Source organism: Mesorhizobium sp. WSM4848 (assembly GCF_055811375.1).
On record NZ_JBVVPX010000004.1, the window covers coordinates 62,407 to 78,472 of the forward strand.

The following is a 16,066-nucleotide window of genomic DNA, read 5'->3' on the forward strand; positions in this document are numbered from 1 at the left end:
CTTTTAACCCCGCCCTGCCCAGGCCGCACCTCATGGAAATCCATGAGACGTAGATTTTCCTAGCCGTCGGGATGATGCCGCCTAGACCGCCGAGCGGACTCGTCACGCTAGGTCCCTGCCCAGATCATGGCTCCCCGATCCATCGACACAGTGCTGCAAGTCAGGGCATCCATCACATGATGGCCACGGCGAAGCACCGGCGGACAGATGGAGCGCTCCAGTGACGGCGCCCCGCAGTTCTATTTCTCGCGGTGTTTTAGGCGGCGCCGCTGGCCCTCGCAAAATGTGCGCAGTGCTCTGCGTGTCCCCAACCTGTCCTCACCCCTCAGAGTCTGAAAACGCCCGGCAGCTGCGTCACATCGCGGATTTCGGTGTATTCGTAAAAGGGATTGGCCGGCTCGTGGCCGCGATTGACCCAGACCTTGCTCTTGATCCCCAGATCATAGGCAGACATCAGGTCGTGGCGGAAAGACGAGGACACATGCGTGATATCCTCCGGGCCGCAGCCCAGCATGTCGAACATGTATTCGAACGCCTTGAAGTGCGGCTTGTAGGCACCCGCCTCTTCAGCGGTCAAGACGGCGTGAAAGGGCGCACCGAGCTTTGCCACGTTCGACGGAATCTGGGCCACCATGGAGTTCGTCAGGGTGACCAACGGAAATTCCTTGGCAAGTTTGGCCAATCCCTCGGGTACGTCCGGATGCGGCCCCCAGGTCGGGATGCGTTTGTAGATCGTTTCGGCGTCTTCGGCACGGAATGCGACGCTGTTGCGGCGGCAGGTGCGCTCCAGTGCGTTGTGAACGACATCTGCATAAGGCTTCCAGTCCTGCAGCACATCATCGAGGCGGTAGCCCTGGAAGTTTCTGATGAACTCGTCCATGCGCGGCCCATCCAGAAGATGACCGAACAAGTCCCTGGCGGCTTCCGCCATTTGGAAGTTGATGAGTGTGCCGTGGCAATCAAACGTCACGTATTTCGGCCGGAAGCGATCCATGTCTTTGGTTCCTGTCAATCTGCCCTGTCAGCCAAGCATAATCGCAGGCGTTTGGCAGAATGTGCCGCAATGCATGGTCATTCAGCAGAAGGACCTCCGGTCGACTGCAAAACCAGCACGCCCTTTCGCAGTGCTGTCTCTTTCGCCCTGCCTGAGCCGATACCGGCGCAAAGGCGACCTTCTTTTTTTGGTTTAGCTGTTCTCAAGCACCTGCCGCTTGAACGATCTCTCGGACTCTGCAGTCAGCCAATCGCGCAATGCGGAGAGGCCGGCAGAAACAATGATCGACTTAGGATGGATCAGGCCGTAGTCGGTTCCGTCGCGTTCAAAGCCGAGCGGTGCTTCCAATCGCCCATTCGCGACGTCATCTGCTGCAATCGCCTGGGGGGCAAGAGCAACGCCAAGACCTCCCAGGGCCGCTTCTGCCATCAGGAAATGATGATCCAGCAATCGGATCGCTCGAGGACGTGGCGCATCCATATGCGCGTCGAGCCACGCTTCCCAAGCATCCGGTCGCGTCCGTGATCCGAGCGCCACATAGTCGCCACTCTCGAACCGCTTGCGCAGGGATGGCAGCATGACCGGACCAACCCGCTCCGGCATCAGCCTGATGATGGTCCATTCAGGGTCCACCAGAAAATCGAGACGGCGGATCGCAAGCGTCACCCGGTCACGCGCGAAGTCCAGCCCTCCGCCGCCGGTTGACAGATGCACCTCGACATCCGGATATCGATCCTGAAACCCGGATAAGCGGGGGATCAGCCAGCGCATCGCCAGCGAGCGCTCGCAGGACAGGATGATCGGAATGGGCGTCGAGCTGGACCTGATTTCTGCCAAGGCATCAGTGATTAAATGGAACGCCTTGCCGGTTGCCTCCGCCAGCTTCGCGCCATCGGAGGTCAGACGCACCCCTCGCCCGTCCGCTTCGAGCAAACGCAGACCAAGATCGGCGGCCAGTTTGGAGACGCGGCGGCTGACTGCACCATGCGTCAGAGCGAGTTCGGCAGCCGCAGCACGCACAGACCCCAGACGCGCCACTGTTTGAAAGGCACGCAGATCGTCCAAAGAAGGCACGTCAGATCGCTTCATTGGTGATCACATATCACTACTAATCGTCAGATCATATGGATAATCGTTGCCGATCGTTCTGCTATTATCACCGACATGAAGCGGAACACATCTTTCCAGGTCGGGATAATCGCCGACGATCTGACCAGCGCTACCGACGGCGCGGCCGCCTTTCTCGCGAGAGGCTATGCACCTGTGATCAAGCGACAGGTCGACGGCGCGGAGAATGGAGCTATCGCTTCGATCGATACCAACAGCCGCGCCTCCGAAATCTGGCAGGCGACAAGGGTTATCGCCGACGCCGTGTCGGCCCTCTCGAATGCCCGCCTTCTGTTCAAAACGATCGATTCGACCCTGCGCGGCCATATCCGCGAGGAAGTCGCCGCCGCCTTTCGCGCCAGCGGCCGGAGCAGGCTTGTCATCGCTCCAGCCTTTCCCGAAGCGGGGCGGCTCACCGTCGGCGGGATCCAGACGGTGAACGGCATTCCCGTGAGTCAAAGCGTCTACGGCCGTGATCCAGTCCATCCGGCAAACACATCGCACATTGCCGATCTGATCGACCCGTCCCTGGGGATACCGACCATTCTCGCCCCAGACAGTTCCGGCGATGCGGCGACGAGAGGGTCCATTCTGATCCTCGACGCCGACAGCCAGGAGGTACTGAACCGGCAAGTCGCCGGCATTCCCGATCCTGAGACTGTTCTTTGGGTGGGCTCTCCCGGTCTCGCCATCGCGCTGGCATCGCTGGTCCCTGCCGTGCCGGATGAACGCCCGGTAACGGGCAAAGCCGCCGGGCGGGTGGTGATCGTCGCAGGAAGCACCAATCCGGTGACGCGCGTCCAATGCGAGACCTTGCGTGTACGAGGCGTTCCCGTCGTCAGCGACCTGGCCGACGCTCCCGGCGACGCCCGTGTGATTTGTCTTCGGGCACCGCTGCAACGGCAGGAGAATGCCAGCGCGGTGACGACGAACCTCGCCGGACAAGCAGCCGCAGCGGTCGCCCGGCGCGACTATGACGCGGTGATCGCCACCGGCGGCGAGACGATGGCCGCGATCCTCGACCGCCTCGGCATCAACGGGTTCCTTCTCACCCGCGAGTTGGAGCCCGGCTTTCCGGTCGGCCGCGCCGAACGGGCGGATGGAACGCCGCTTACCGTCGCCATGAAGGCGGGAGGCTTCGGCTCACCCTCTGCACTCCTTGATGCCGCCCGCGACCTGCTGGCCAAACCGCTTCCTGAAAGGCTCTGATTCATGACCGCCCATGACGCTCCTCTAGCCGTGACCATGGGTGATCCCTCCGGCATCGGCCCCGAGATCATCGCAAAAATGTATCTCCGTCGACCGGACAAGCGACACTGGATCGTCGTCGGTGATCCGCTGGTGATGACCCACGCCCTTTGCGCACTCAATTCTGATGTGCGGGTCCGGCCGATCGCTTCCGTCGATGAGACCGTGCTCGATGACGGAACCCTCAACGTGCTTTGCTCCTCGCAGCTTTCCGCCCTGCCACCGGTCAGCCAGGTTTCGGCCGTCAGTGGACGCGCGGCGTTCGACGCCATCGTTGTCGCGATCGGACTAGCGCGGGACGGTTGGGTGGGCGGCATCGTAACGGCTCCGATTCACAAGGAGGCCCTCGCAGCAGCCGGTCTGCACTATCCCGGCCACACCGAAATCCTGGCCGATCATGGCGGGGCTCCCAAGGTCGCCATGATGCTGGCGAACGAGGACATTCGCACGGTTCTTGTTACCATCCATTGTTCGCTGTCCGAGGCGATCCGCAAAGGCGATTTCGCGGCGCAGATGGACGCGATCCGCTTGGCCCATGCCGGTGCGCAGGCGCTCGGCATCACCCATCCGCGCGTCGCTGTCGCCGGCCTCAATCCGCATGCCGGCGAAGGCGGTCTCTTCGGAGACGAGGAAATCCGCATCATCCGGCCGGCAATCGAGGCGGCCCGTGCCGAAGGTATCGACGCCTCCGGCCCATGGCCAGGCGACACCGTGTTCATGCAGGCCCGTAAGGGTCGTTTCGACATCGTGGTCGCGCAGTATCACGACCAGGGTCTCATCCCGGTCAAATATATGGGCCTCGACCATGGCGTGAACGTCACGCTGGGCCTGCCATTCGTGCGCACCAGCCCCGATCACGGCACCGCCTTCGACATCGCGGGGTCCGGCGTTGCCGACCCCTCCAGCCTGGAGACCGCCTTCGACTACGCCCTTCGGCTGAAGGCTTCTCTCCCCAACCAGAAAGCCGTCACCCCATGACCCAATTCGACTTCATCTTCATGCTGACACGCAACGACCGCACCGTGACCGAGGCCGCCGTCCACGCCGAAACGGCGCTCGGGGCCGGAATCCGCCACATCGGCTTCAAGGACATCGGCCTGCCGCTCGACGCGCTCGCCGGCCTCGCCCGCCAGATCCGCGAGGGCGGAGCCAGCACCTATCTCGAAGTTGTATCGCTCGACCGCGACAGCGAGATCCGTTCGGTCAAGGCGGCGATCGACCTCGGCGTCGACTTTCTTCTCGGTGGCACCCATGCCCAGGACGTGCTGCCGCTGCTGGAAGGGACGCCCATTCGCTACTATCCGTTTCCTGGCCGCGTCGTCGGGCATCCGAGCATTCTCGAAGGATCGCAGGCCGAGATCGTCAAAAGCGCCGTCGCGCTCGCCAGCCATCCCGGTGTCGCCGGTCTCGACCTTCTCGCCTACCGTTCGGCAGGCAATGTGCCGTCTCTGATCGACGCTGTGTGCCGAGCCGTGCCCAAGCCCGTTATCGTCGCGGGATCGGTGGACCGGCCGGATCAGATCAACACCATTCGAAACAGTGGCGCAGCGGGATTTACCGTCGGCACCTCCGCGCTGGACGGCCGGTTCCCGGCGGAGGGTCCCGCACTGGAATTCCAGCTGCGGGCGATCTCGGCGTGCCTCGAAGGACATCAAGAGAGCGTGGGAGGTTAGTCCTGGTCAAAATAATCACAAATTGAACTCAGCACGGCGGAGCTTCGAACGATCGAGGAAGCTCCAGGCCAGAGTTCTCTGCCACTACATTCGATCGCATAGACAGCAAGACAAACGAAAGAAATTGAGCGTGCTCATCATGCCTTGGCACATGCCAAGGCCACGCTGACCACCGGCTCTTCACCCAAAAAGGTAACCAAACATGTCCTTTCTAAAGAAAATCGATCAAAACCCGACATTCGCCCCGAAAGAATCCGCGGCGCTACCGGAGCGCCTGATTTCAGGGGACCCACAGTTCAAAAGCTGGCCTCAGGATTCGGACAAGGATGGGCGCGTGAACAGCGGCGTTTGGGAAGCAACTCCGGGTGTGACGCACTCTGTCAAGGGAGAAATCTACGAGTTCTGCTACCTCCTGGCAGGCAAGATAGAGTTGACCCCGAAGGACGGCGCGCCCGTAACGTATGTGGCCGGCGATACTTTCGTACTTAAGCCCGGCTGGGTCGGCGTCTGGAAGACGATCGAGACCGTCAGGAAGGTCTACGTCACCATCACTTGAGATCGGTGAGACGCGACGGAGCTTGCGAACGCGCGAGCGTCCCAGAGCACCAGTTGTGCGCGATCTCCGGGAGGAAATAAAAATGGACAGCTCACCTCCTCCGCGGTTCGTGAGGATCAAAGACAAGCAGCGACGGACGCTGACGGTGTCCATCGACAACGAAGCGGTTGAGGTGATGGAGGGCGACTTTCTGCTCACCGCCCTGATGCTTCATCGCGGCTACGCCAGAATCTCCGACTTCAGCAACAGCCCGCGAGCAGGGTTTTGCATGATGGGAGCTTGTCAGGACTGTTGGGCGTGGACGCCTGATGGAGACAGGATCAGGGCCTGCACCGCCGAAATCACTGAAGGCATGAGCGTACTAACCAAAGCACCGGAAACAACATGGCCACCCCTCAAGTAGTTGTCGTAGGAGCAGGGCCAGCGGGGATCCGGGCGGCCCTGGAACTGGTGGAAACGTGAAACGGCGTTTAGAGCGGTGAGCGCCCGCAACTGGTATGGATCTCGCTTCTTGAGACGACGTCCCAGCTGGTTGCCGCCTGAGAACGCGGCGACAGGCGCAGCAAGCCGTGCAGTCTTCACTTTAGCTGGTTAACGATCCGCCCGGCCTACAGGCATAGACGGCGCCAGCTGCGCCCTGCAAAAATGTCGCCTAGAAATAGCCGAGGATGGATTTGACCTCGAGATACTCCAACATGCCTTCGATGCCATATTCGCGTCCGTTTCCGGACTGCTTGAAGCCGCCAAACGGGGCGTGCGGGTCCCAGGCCGGGTAGTTGAGGTGGACCTGACCAGCGCGGATCCGCGAGGCGACGTCCCTGACGGCGTCCATATCCGTGCCCTGCACATGGGCCCCCAGGCCGTAGACCGTATCGTTGGCGATAGTGACGGCCTCTTCGACTGTGTCGTAGGGGATGATGCAGAGAACTGGCCCGAAAACCTCTTCCTGGGCAATGCGCATGCCTGTGCGCACGTCGGAAAAGATGGTCGGCTTCACATAGAACCCGACGCTCAGATCGTCCGCGCGACCCGACCCTCCGGTGAGGAGCCTGGCGCCCTCCGAAATGCCCACGCCGATCATGGTTTGGATGCGGTCGAACTGGGAACGGTTGGCGATTGCACCGTGAGTGGTGGCTTCCGAAAGCGGATCGCCGACGATGATCTGGGCTGTGGCCCTCCTGGCGATTGCCTCGATCTCGGACAGCCGCACGCGCGGCACGATCATACGCGTCGGCGCGCTGCATGACTGGCCGAGATTGCGGAAGGCGGCGGCTACGCCCAGCGAAACGGCACGATCGAGATCGGCGTCGGGCAAAATCACGTTCGGCGACTTGCCGCCGAGCTCCTGTCCGACGCGCTTGACCGTCGGCGCGGCGGCCTGGGCCACCGCGATGCCGGCACGGGTCGAGCCGGTGATGGAGATCATGTCGACATCGGTGTGGGAGGCGAGACCCATACCCACGCCTGGGCCGTCACCATTGACGAGGTTGAAGACACCTTCAGGGAAGCCGGCTTCCTCAATCGCCTCGGCGAACAGCAGAGCGTCCAAAGGAGAGAGCTCGCTTGGCTTCAGCACGACCGTGCAGCCTGCGGCGAGCGCCGGCGCAACCTTGGCGGTGATCTGGTAGAGTGGCCAGTTCCAGGGCGTGATCAGGGCGCAGACACCGATCGGTTCGTGGGTGACGGCGGTGTGGCCGCGCTGCTCGACGAAGGGGAAGGTTTTCAGGACATCGCGAGCGACCTGCACATGGGCGATCGCGAGCGGCACCTGCGCGGTGCGCGCATATCCGATCGCAGCGCCCATTTCGAGGCTCAAGCATTGCGCAAGCAGTTCATTGCGCGCTTCGAGCAGCGCTTGCAGGCGATCAAGCAGAGCCGCGCGGTATTCCGGCCTGGTACGGCTCCAGGTGGCGAACGCCCGGCGGGCCGCTGAAACGGCCGCGTCCACATCCCAGCTGTTTCCGAGCGGAAACCGGGCCACGGCCTCTTCGGTGGCGGGATTCACCACGACGCCTTCGGCGGTGCCCTTCGGCTCGACCCATTTACCGTCGATGAAGAACTTGTCGAGGCGGCCGTTACGGGACAGGTGTTCGAGGGGCGAAATCATGTGACAAGGTCCTTCATGCGGTAGTAGGCACCGAGGATCGGCAGGAACCAGGGACGCCCGAAGTATCCGGGGATCGCCGGCCAGTCGAAATCCTTCCAGGGGTTCAGGTCCGGACGCCCGTCCATGACATCGGTCATGATGCTGCCCATCAGCGTCGACATATGGGTGCCATGGCCGCTATAGCCCATGGAGTAGTAAATTCCGCTGCGCTCCCCGGCGCGCGGCAGGCGGTCGCGGGTCATGTCGACCATGCCGCCCCAGCAGTAATCGATGCGGATGTCGGCCAGTTCCGGATAGACCTCGACCATCGCCGCTTTCAGGATCCGGCCGCTCTTCTCGTCGGACTGCGGATTGGATACTGCAAACCGGGCCCGCCCGCCGAACAGCATGCGATTGTCCGGCGTCAGCCGCCAGTAGACGACGAGATTGCGCGTGTCGACGACATTGCGTCGGGTCGGCATGAGGCGCTCGAGTTGCGAAGGCGACAGCGGTTCCGTCACGACCAGGAAGGCGCCGACCGGCACGATGCGGCGGCGGATCCATCCGAGTGGACCGACCTGGGAAATGCCGCTCGCCAGCAGGACCTGCCGCGCGACGATCTTGCCGCGCGGGGTCTCGACCTCATGCCCGTCGGCGACCTTGCGCAGAGCCATGACGGGGGCGCGTTCATAGATCTCGGCGCCACGTCGCGCCGCAGCGGTCGCCAGACCCCGGACGAAACGGCCGACATGCATGCTGGCGCTCTTGGGAAACAGCAGCCCGCCATGGTAGCGGTCGGTGCCGACTTCGGTTCGCAAGTCGGCGCGCGCGATCATCCTCGTTCCGGGATCGACATCGGCGGCGAGCAGTTCCTGGCTGCGCGCCAGCATGTCGTAGTGCTCAGGCTTGGCGGCAAGCTTGAGCTTGCCGACGCGGGAGAAGCTGCAGTCGATTTTTTCTTCCTGCACCAGCCGCTCGACCATATCGACGCCGGCGTCGAAAGCCTTATAGAGCGCGTTTGCCGCTGGCTTGCCGTGCTTGCCGGCCATGATCGCGTAGTTCTGGGCAAAACCGTTGTTGCACATCCCGCCATTGCGGCCGGAAGCGGCGTTGCCGATCGTTTCGGCCTCAAGCAGGGCGATCCGGGCGCCCTTTTTGGCGAGGGCCAGCGCCGCGGAGGATCCGGTCAGGCCGCCGCCCACAACCGCCACATCGTAGTGGCCATCGAGCGGTTTGGACGCGCCCTCATTGAACGGCTGAGAGGTATCCAGCCAATAAGATGTAAACTTCATGATTGCACCACCAGTGCGTCAGTTTGCATGGGCGCCATGCAAAGCGTTGCGATTGCAGCCCCTACCATCCGCGTATCCGCTCCCAATGCGCTTCGATCCTGGGACTGTCGCCGTTGACGACGCTGTAGAAGTGATGCTGGGCGGCCATCGCGCAGGCATGGTTGGGCAGAATCCGGACGCGAGCCCCGAGCGGCAAATCGGGCATGGACTTTCCAGAACCGGCACGAATGGCGAGGATACCGTGTTCCTGGCTGGCCTGCGCCACGATCACATCTTCGAGCACCCGCCCCTTTTCGTCGCAAACCACGCCGTAACCCTGGTCGATCTGCTGGTTTGCGGTTCCACGGTCGCGCGAAAGCGCCATCCACCCCCCGTCGACCAGCACCCATCCCTTTTCCGGCTTGGACCCGATCACCGTGGCCAACACCGAAATCGCGATATCGTCGATGGCACAGACCCCCACCCCGTGCTGGACGAGGTCGAAGAACATGTAGACCCCGGCGCGCAGCTCAGTGACGCCTTCGAGGTTCTCCGCAAAGTGCGCCGTCGGCGTCGAGCCGAGGCTGACGATCGGGCAGGCATGGCCGTGGGCGCGCAAAGTTTCGGCGGCGCCCACGGTGGCCGAACGCTCGTCCTCGGCTGCCTTGACCAGTGCATCGGGCGTGCTCAAGCCATAGGACTCGCCGGCATGGGCGAGGACGCCGACCAGGTTGGCGCCCGCTGCGACGACCCTGTCGGCGACCTCGAGCAGCTTGGGATCGTCCAGCTTCAATCCACCGCGATGGTCGTCGCAGTCCAGTTCGATGAAGACGGACGGCGTCACACCGGTGGCTTCGCGTACTCCGGCCAGGGCGTCGGCCTGCTCCACGGAATCGAGCAACAGCTTCACATCAGCGCCCGTGCGGCGACAAAGCTCCATGGCGCGGACGGCCGAAGCCGGCGACATGCCGACTGCATAGGTGATGTCTCGAAAACCGTGGCCGACGAAATACTCCGCCTCGGCGATGGTCGAGACCGTGATCGGACCCGGTTCGCCGGGGAACACATGTCGGGCGACGTCGATGCTTTTGGCCGTCTTCATATGCGGGCGCAGCACCACGCCAAGCTCTCTGGCATGCTCGGCCAGACGCTGGATGTTGCGCTCGATCCGCCCCCGGTCCAGAAGCAGCGACGGGGTGATGAGGGCATCGATCGTTTGTGCCGCCTCACGGATATTTACATTCGTATCCATCGCTACCCTACCTCATTCCTTAACCGAACGACTGATTTGCCAAGGCATACATGCGGGCCGTCCCGTCGCAGACCGGCCGTCGCCCCTTGACCATCGCGATCACATCCCCGACACGCGCGAGGCCCAGGCTCTCCAGCCAGTCGCCCAATCCGTGTTCGGCATAGACGTCGATGCGCACGAACTGGCCGTGAAGCGTCGCAAGCTGGGCCAGGATCAGCAGTCGCGCGTCTTGGGCGCTTTCAGCAGCAACAGGGCCGACCACGTAGCCGCGGCCGAACCGCCTGGCGATGGCGTAGCCTGCAAGACGCCCAGCGCGTTCGATGACCAGAACATTGCCCGCATCAGCGAGGCCAGCCACCATCGGCCGCCGGGGCATGCCTGTCGCCCGTTCGTCGAAGGCCTGGATTGCCGCGAGGTCAGAGACCGTCGCCTGACGGATGTCGTCGCCAGTACTCTGCGTCACGGCAACGGTCAGCGGGCCCTGGTGCTGAATCACCGTGCCCCAGGCATTGAAGCCGCGTCGCTTGTAGAGCGCGAGCCCCTCTTTCGTCGAATTGAGCAGCACGTTGCGCCCGTCCGTGGCCTGAAGCAACCCGTCAAAAAGCCGGGAGCCGTTGCCGCCGCCCTGCGCGGAGCCGGTGACTATGATCATCCCGGCAGTGGCATAGGCCTGTCCGTAATTCCAGGACATGGCAGTGCCGATCACCTGTCCTGCCCGCTCGAGGACCAGGCCATTGCCGACAGTCACGGCAAATTCCCAGTCCTCCTGGCGATAAGGCCAGCCCATCTCCTGCGACAGCGTCAGCGCGCCCGGCACGTGGCGGGTCTCGAATTTCATCAGCTCGGTCGGGGCGCTGACGATATCTCTGTCATGATCAACGGCCATAAGTGCAACGCTGTCGCTTGATCCAAAGCCATATTGAAGTCGGACCTTAGGGTCGCGCCAGGCGGACAGTTTTCGCTGCCGTTTTGACCTTTGAATTCAGCCGGATCATTCGTTTTGAGCCGTCCGTCGGCATGCCATATGGCGCAAATCGGGCGAGGAACGCGGCAAGGCCACTCGGGCGTCGCTCAGGCGAGGTGCAATGGAGACCTCAGCGGCATCCTCGGTCGCAGCCTGCCACGCGCCTAACCAACGTCAATGCAATTTGAGACGCGGACGCACAACCCGGTTGACATGGCCGACCAGGATAAGAGCCAGGCCCTTGATCCAGCCATGTATGGCCACCAAGTGCATGCGGTACAAAGACACGTAGATCATCCTGGCCAGCCGCCCCTCGATCGCCATCCGCCCTCCGACGAGATTTCCCATCAAGCTACCGACGGTGGAAAACCGGCTCAACGACACGAGCGAGCCCTTGTCCTGATAGACAAATGCTTCCGGCGTTTCCCCGGCAATCAAGTGAAGAATGTTGCGATAAGCCGTCGATGCCATCTGGTGGGCAGCCTGAGCTCGTGGCGGCACCGGGCCGCCCGCCCCTTCTGGCTTGAAAAAGCAGCAATCGCCGATAGCGAAGATGCGCTCGTCGCGGCTCGTTTGGAGGGTGGGAAGGACGACAAGTTGCCTGCTACGCGCCACTTCAAGTCCGTCGAGCTCTCCTAGAATATTTGCTCCCTGCACTCCTGCAGCCCAGACGCAAATATTGGCGTGTATCTGCTCCCCGGTAGCACACCTCAGTCCCTGTTCCGTTGCTTCGGATACAGCCGTGTTTGCGAGGACCCGGACGCCGAGGGCCTCAAGTTCCTGATGCGCGGCCTTTGCCAAAGCATCTGGGAGAGCCGGAAGAATCCGCGGCCCGGCCTCTATCAAAGTGACCCTCAACCGGGTCTCGTCGAAGACTTCCAGGCCATAGTGTCTGAGAGATGATGCAGCGTTGTAGAGTTCAGCAGCGAGCTCGACGCCTGTCGCGCCGCCACCTACGATAGCGATATCGACAAAGGCGTCGTCGGTTGGATCAGCTGACATTGTCCTGGAAACTCGAAGACAATGATTCAACAACTTCAATCGAAAGCGATCCGCTTGATGACGGTCTTCGAGGAAAAGGCAATGGTCCTTGACTCCGGGAGTGCCGAAGTCGTTTGAAACCGACCCGATTGCGATAACCAGGTAATCGTATCGGAGCCGATGTCGACCAACCAGCTCCGACCCGTCATCGTCGAAAATCGGCGCCACTGTGACCTGCCGCGCTGTGCGATCGATGGCCTCCAGCGACCCGTAGAAGAAGCGGTAGCCCCAACGGTGCCCGTGGCCGCGGTAGCCCACTTCGTCAAGATTTGCGTCGAGTGATCCGGCCGCAACCTCATGGAGGAGCGGCTTCCAGACATGGGTGTGGTTCCGCTCGACAAGAATGATATCGAAATCCTTGCGGCCGAGCCGTGCTCCGAGCCGGCGCACGAGTTCAAGACCTCCAGCCCCACCGCCAACGACGACTATTTGAGTCTTCATTCGTGCTTGCCCGGTCCGTAGCGGAATGCCACTCAGAAAGTATATCCGCCTTCAGCGGCTGGCGCGCCACCAGGCGATACGGTCCTGCAGGGCGTAGCCCTTGATAACGGCCGGCAGGAACCACGGATTGCCGCGATAGAGCGGGATGGCGGCAGGCGGCCGGAAATCGAATGCGGTGCGCGCCCGATCGCCATGCCCCATCAGCTTGTGAGCCGCACGCGTGCCGACCCATGGCGCCCAGACCACGCCCGAACCGCAGAAGCCGGTGGCATAGACCACGCCATCCTTCTCGAAGATCCTGGGCAGCATGTCGCGGTGCATCGCCACATTGCCGAACCAGCTGTGCGAAAGGCGAACGTTCTCCAGTTCCGGGAAAATTTCGCCCAGCCCATTGCGCAGACGCAGCGTCGGGGCTGCCGGATCGCCTGCACGCGAGCTGTCGCGCCCGCCGAGCAGGATGCGTCTGCCGTCCGGCGAAGGGCGGTAATAGAAGCCAAGCTCGCGGCCCTCACCCATCATCATCCGCTTCGGCATCAGGCGCGCCATCATCTCAGGCGCGAGTTCCTCGGTGGCAATGATCCGGCTGCGAACCGGCACCAGCCGGCGGCGGAGGAAGGGACTGGCGCCATCCGTGTAGCCATTTGTGCAGACCAGCACCTGCCGCGCCTGCACCGTTCCGGCGGAAGTCGCGACGCGGAACCCGGAGCTATCCCTTTCAATCGAGGTCACGGGCGTGTTCGAATGCACCGCCAGTCCCGAAGCGAGCGCCACCCGCAGGAGCTCCGCGTGGAACTTGGCCGGGTGCAGCCCACCGATGTCCATCCGGACCATGCCGCCGCGATAGAAGTCGGTGCCGACGTAGTCGCGCTGCTTTGTATATGGAACGGCGTAGGATTCGATCCCCAGTTTCCTCGCCAACGCCTCGGCGCCGCGGGCCATCTTGTCGTACTGTTCATATCCGATGGCGCCCTTGAACAGGCCAACCAGTTGGAAGTCGCAGTCGAGCTTTTCCGACTTGATGAAGTCGTAAAGGAATTCGCGCGCGACCTTGCCCTCGGCCTCGATCGCCATGGCTTTTTCTTCGCCGAAGCGCCGGGTGATCGTGGCGTAGTCCAGCCGGATGCTGCCGCTGGTAATTCCGCCGTTGCGCGACGAGGCCCCCTCGCCCGGATTCATCGCATCAAAAGCTGCAACCGAGCGCCCCTCGCGCGCCAGCGCAAGCCCGGCCGAAAGCCCGGCATAACCCGCGCCGACGATCGCGACATCGACCGTCCTGGCCAGGGGCTGCGGCGGCAGCGGCATGACGGGCGCCGCTTCCCACCAGTAGGGTGTGCTCTTGTCGGCGACTTTGGGCTCGTGCACGTGAGGGACTTCTCGTTGCGGTTTCAGGAGGGTGGGTCGAGTAGACAGATCAGACATGGTCGTCCCGCACGTCGAGCGCATCGCGCAACCCGTCGCCGATGAAATTGAAGCTTGTCACGGCGATGGTGATGGCGGCGCCGGGAATGATCGCCAGCCAGGGTGCACTGTCCAGATACTGCTGGGCGCCCTCGAGCATGTTGCCCCAGCTGGGCAGCGGCGGCTGAATGCCATACCCCAGGAAACTGATATAGGCTTCCAGGAGAATAGCGTGTGCAACTGTCAATGTAGCAGCCACGATGATCGGGCCCATGGCGTTGGGCAGGATCTCGCGGAACATGATATGCGCGCCGCTCAGCCCCAGCATGCGCCCGGCCAGCACAAACTCGCGCTCGCGCAATGACCGCACCTCGGCCTCGACAATCCGGGCTACCTCCATCCAGCTGGTGACAGCGACGATCACGGTGACCATAGCCGGGCTCGGCTTCAGTGCCGCGGCCAAGGCCAGCAGCAGGAAGATGGAGGGGAATGACAGGAAGCCGTCGACCGTGCGCATCAGCGCTGCGCCGATCCAGCCGCCGCGGTAGCCGGCGATCACGCCGACGAGCGTTCCGATCATCGTCGACAACAGCATGGCAAAGAAAGCCACCAGCAGTGAGGTCCTCCCCGCCATGAACAGTCGCGCCGCCACGTCCCGCCCCAAAGGGTCGGTCCCGAGATAGTGGTCGCCGGTCAGCGGCGGTGAAAAGCGGGCGCGCAAATCGATGTAGAGGGAATCATAGGGCAGGAGATGAGGGCCGAAGACGCATGCCAGCGTGAGAAGGGTGATCATCGCCACCCCCAGCAACGCCAGATGATGGCTCGTGAAACGGCGCACGGTGCGGCTGCGCCACCAGCGGCCTGGTCCTGCATTTGCGGCGAGAGCGGTCATTTCGGGTGCCTCCTGTAGGGCGTGAGGTTAGGCGCTCAACCCAGACGAATGCGCGGGTCGACGATCGCCACGGCAATATCTGCGATCAGGTTGCCCAGAATGACGAGAATGGCCGAGAACATCAGCAGTCCCATCACGACCGGGTAGTCGCTGTAGCCGAGGCTGTCCAGGAACAGTCGACCCATCCCCGGCCAGGTAAACACTGTCTCCGTCACCAGCGCGCCGGTCAGGATGCTGGGAAGCTGCACCCCAGCCAGTGTGATCATCGGCAAAAGCGCATTGCCGACGACGTGCTTCATTATGACTCGGCGCTCGCTCAGGCCCTTGGCGCGGGCGGTCTTGACAAAATCCTGGCTGATGGCGTCGAGCGTCGCCGATCGCATGTATCGGCTCCAGATCGCGACATGCACCAGCGACAGCACGATGCTTGGCATGATCAGGTGATGCAGGTAGTTCAGGACCGAGCCGTCGCCGATCGTGTACATGTTGCCTGCAGGCAGCCAGCCCAGCTGCAGGGAGAAGATGTAGATGCCGACGAGCCCGAACCAGAAGGTCGGGATCGACAGCGCGACCATGGCTCCGACCGTCGCCATATAGTCGAACAGCGAATAGCGGTGCGTGGCGCCACGAATGCCGATCCAGGTGCCGATGGCGATTGCGATGGCGGTGGACGTACCCATCAGCAGCAGCGTCGCAAGGACGTGCCGGCCAATCACTGCCAGCACAGGCGCGCCATCGCGGAAGGAGTGGCCCCAGTCGCCCTGGAGAAGCCGCCAGGCCCAGTCGAGATATTGGATAAAAAGCGGACGGTTCAGCCCCAATTGCTCTTTCAGGCGCTCGAGATCGTCCTGCGTCATGCCGGGATCGAGCCCGAATTGCGCCAGCGGACCCCCCGGCAGCAGGTTCAGGACGAAAAACCCGATGACCGAGACGATCAGGAGCAGGATGAGGCTCTGTGAGAGCCGGTTGAGCAGGAAGCCGCGCATTCATCTCTCCTCTTTCAAGACAGCGCTGATGACTGGCCGGGGCCCCCCCGCCGGGGGGGGGGGGGTGTTTTTGGGGGAGAACAAAAAAAAAACCCGGCGGGGGACCGGGGGGGGGGGGGGTGGTTTTTTTTTATTAAAAAACAAACCCCCACGGGGA

General features: G+C 62.7%; 15 protein-coding genes. 5 read left to right on the forward strand and 10 right to left on the reverse strand.

Annotation, left to right across the window (positions count from 1 at the left end):
- Positions 1-325: 325 nt before the first annotated feature.
- Both AC0L16_RS05735 and AC0L16_RS05740 read right to left on the reverse strand, forming a co-directional pair.
- Positions 326-994, reverse strand: coding sequence for a haloacid dehalogenase type II (locus tag AC0L16_RS05735; protein WP_473619532.1), 669 nt, complete (start codon positions 992-994; stop codon positions 326-328).
- Between the two features lie 192 nt (positions 995-1,186).
- The gene (locus AC0L16_RS05740) at positions 1,187-2,083 is read right to left on the reverse strand and encodes a LysR family transcriptional regulator (protein ID WP_473619533.1); all 897 of its coding nucleotides are present in this window, start codon (positions 2,081-2,083) and stop codon (positions 1,187-1,189) included.
- A 75-nt stretch (positions 2,084-2,158) separates the two neighbouring features.
- On the opposite strand from AC0L16_RS05740, the gene AC0L16_RS05745 reads away from it, so the two are divergent.
- From AC0L16_RS05745 to AC0L16_RS05765, 5 genes are all read left to right on the forward strand, one after another.
- Positions 2,159-3,310, forward strand: a complete 1,152-nt coding sequence (locus tag AC0L16_RS05745) for a four-carbon acid sugar kinase family protein (protein ID WP_473619534.1) — start codon at positions 2,159-2,161, stop codon at positions 3,308-3,310.
- Between the two features lie 3 nt (positions 3,311-3,313).
- On the forward strand, positions 3,314-4,327 hold the full coding sequence (pdxA, locus tag AC0L16_RS05750; RefSeq protein ID WP_473619536.1) for a 4-hydroxythreonine-4-phosphate dehydrogenase PdxA: 1,014 nt from the start codon (positions 3,314-3,316) through the stop codon (positions 4,325-4,327).
- Positions 4,324-5,022 carry a beta/alpha barrel domain-containing protein gene (locus tag AC0L16_RS05755; protein WP_473619537.1) on the forward strand — a complete coding sequence of 233 codons (699 nt, stop codon included), beginning with the start codon at positions 4,324-4,326 and terminating at the stop codon, positions 5,020-5,022. Before pdxA ends, AC0L16_RS05755 begins: the two co-directional genes overlap by 4 nt.
- A 202-nt stretch (positions 5,023-5,224) precedes the next feature.
- Positions 5,225-5,578 carry a cupin domain-containing protein gene (locus AC0L16_RS05760; RefSeq protein ID WP_473619538.1) on the forward strand — a complete coding sequence of 118 codons (354 nt, stop codon included), beginning with the start codon at positions 5,225-5,227 and terminating at the stop codon, positions 5,576-5,578.
- A gap of 82 nt (positions 5,579-5,660) precedes the next feature.
- On the forward strand, positions 5,661-5,981 hold the full coding sequence (locus AC0L16_RS05765; protein ID WP_473619539.1) for a (2Fe-2S)-binding protein: 321 nt from the start codon (positions 5,661-5,663) through the stop codon (positions 5,979-5,981).
- Positions 5,982-6,230: 249 nt separating this feature from the next.
- Here AC0L16_RS05765 and AC0L16_RS05770 read toward each other — a convergent pair whose 3' ends face one another.
- The 8 genes from AC0L16_RS05770 to AC0L16_RS05805 all read right to left on the reverse strand — a co-directional run bounded on the left by AC0L16_RS05770 (position 6,231) and on the right by AC0L16_RS05805 (position 15,909).
- Positions 6,231-7,685, reverse strand: a complete 1,455-nt coding sequence (locus tag AC0L16_RS05770) for an aldehyde dehydrogenase family protein (RefSeq protein ID WP_473619541.1) — start codon at positions 7,683-7,685, stop codon at positions 6,231-6,233.
- Complete coding sequence (locus AC0L16_RS05775) at positions 7,682-8,956, reverse strand: NAD(P)/FAD-dependent oxidoreductase (RefSeq protein WP_473619542.1); 1,275 nt, start codon at positions 8,954-8,956, stop codon at positions 7,682-7,684. Before AC0L16_RS05775 ends, AC0L16_RS05770 begins: the two co-directional genes overlap by 4 nt.
- A gap of 61 nt (positions 8,957-9,017) precedes the next feature.
- Positions 9,018-10,187, reverse strand: coding sequence for an alanine racemase (locus AC0L16_RS05780; protein ID WP_473619543.1), 1,170 nt, complete (start codon positions 10,185-10,187; stop codon positions 9,018-9,020).
- Positions 10,188-10,206: 19 nt separating this feature from the next.
- On the reverse strand, positions 10,207-11,025 hold the full coding sequence (locus AC0L16_RS05785) for a GNAT family N-acetyltransferase (protein WP_473619544.1): 819 nt from the start codon (positions 11,023-11,025) through the stop codon (positions 10,207-10,209).
- A gap of 300 nt (positions 11,026-11,325) precedes the next feature.
- The gene (locus tag AC0L16_RS05790; protein ID WP_473619546.1) at positions 11,326-12,633 is read right to left on the reverse strand and encodes an NAD(P)/FAD-dependent oxidoreductase; all 1,308 of its coding nucleotides are present in this window, start codon (positions 12,631-12,633) and stop codon (positions 11,326-11,328) included.
- Between the two features lie 51 nt (positions 12,634-12,684).
- Positions 12,685-13,935: an NAD(P)/FAD-dependent oxidoreductase gene (locus AC0L16_RS05795; protein WP_473619743.1), complete on the reverse strand. Its 1,251-nt coding sequence runs from the start codon at positions 13,933-13,935 to the stop codon at positions 12,685-12,687.
- 109 nt (positions 13,936-14,044) lie between these two features.
- On the reverse strand, positions 14,045-14,923 hold the full coding sequence (locus AC0L16_RS05800; protein ID WP_473619547.1) for an ABC transporter permease: 879 nt from the start codon (positions 14,921-14,923) through the stop codon (positions 14,045-14,047).
- Positions 14,924-14,958: 35 nt separating this feature from the next.
- Positions 14,959-15,909: an ABC transporter permease gene (locus AC0L16_RS05805; protein ID WP_077378230.1), complete on the reverse strand. Its 951-nt coding sequence runs from the start codon at positions 15,907-15,909 to the stop codon at positions 14,959-14,961.
- Between the last annotated feature and the right edge of the window lie 157 nt (positions 15,910-16,066).